The sequence below is a fragment of the Nocardiopsis rhodophaea genome, from assembly GCF_039530945.1.
GTDB classification, from domain to species: Bacteria; Actinomycetota; Actinomycetes; order Streptosporangiales; family Streptosporangiaceae; genus Nocardiopsis_C; species Nocardiopsis_C rhodophaea.
Window position 1 is genome coordinate 1 of record NZ_BAAAPC010000072.1, and the last position, 618, is coordinate 618.

Annotated in this window: 1 protein-coding gene; it reads left to right on the forward strand. The window is 64.6% G+C overall.

The genetic code is table 11. From position 1 onward, the window contains the following. Nucleotides 1–213: hypothetical protein (locus ABD259_RS25705; RefSeq protein ID WP_344165860.1), on the forward strand; the 213-nt coding region annotated here is incomplete at its 5' end. Nucleotides 214–618: the final 405 nt, after the last annotated feature.

Here is a 618-nt window from a genome sequence, read left to right on the forward strand (position 1 = left end):
GAGGTCTTTTTTGGCACTGCCGATGCTTCCCTTGTTTTGCGCCTGCGTTGCAGGGGGCGGGGGTCGTTTCACCTCAGGGCAAGCAATCTCTCACCCCTCCACCCCAAAAACCCGAAACTTGAGGTCCCATTTGCCGGGATGGTTGCCATGATCATCGCCGGTGTGAGGGGGATATCCACAGCCGGGAAATTCTGGATGCGCCGGGCTCCGTAGGTTGGTCACGGTGGCGGACATGGCACCAATAGACGACGCGATCCGGCTAGCGACCCGGCAGTACGGGGCTATCCAGATCCGACAGGCACGGGCATTGGGAGTGAGCGGTTCGGTCATCGACCGCATGTCCCGCCAGGGGCACTGGCAGCTCGTGCACCCGGGGGTCCATCTGGTGGGCTGCTGCTTGCCGCCCCCTGACACGCAGCCGGACGATGGCCCGCCCCCACTGCTCTTGACCCGGTTCTCCGCGGCACTGCTTGCCGCAGGCCCCCATGCATTAGGCCCTGTCTGGAGTTCGGACCACCAGTTCGGTAGATCGCCTGCGCGTCGGGGCCCGGCCTTGATAGATCGTCAGTCATGGCGCGAGGCGATCTCACCGACGAGCAGTGGGCCCTGATCGAGCCC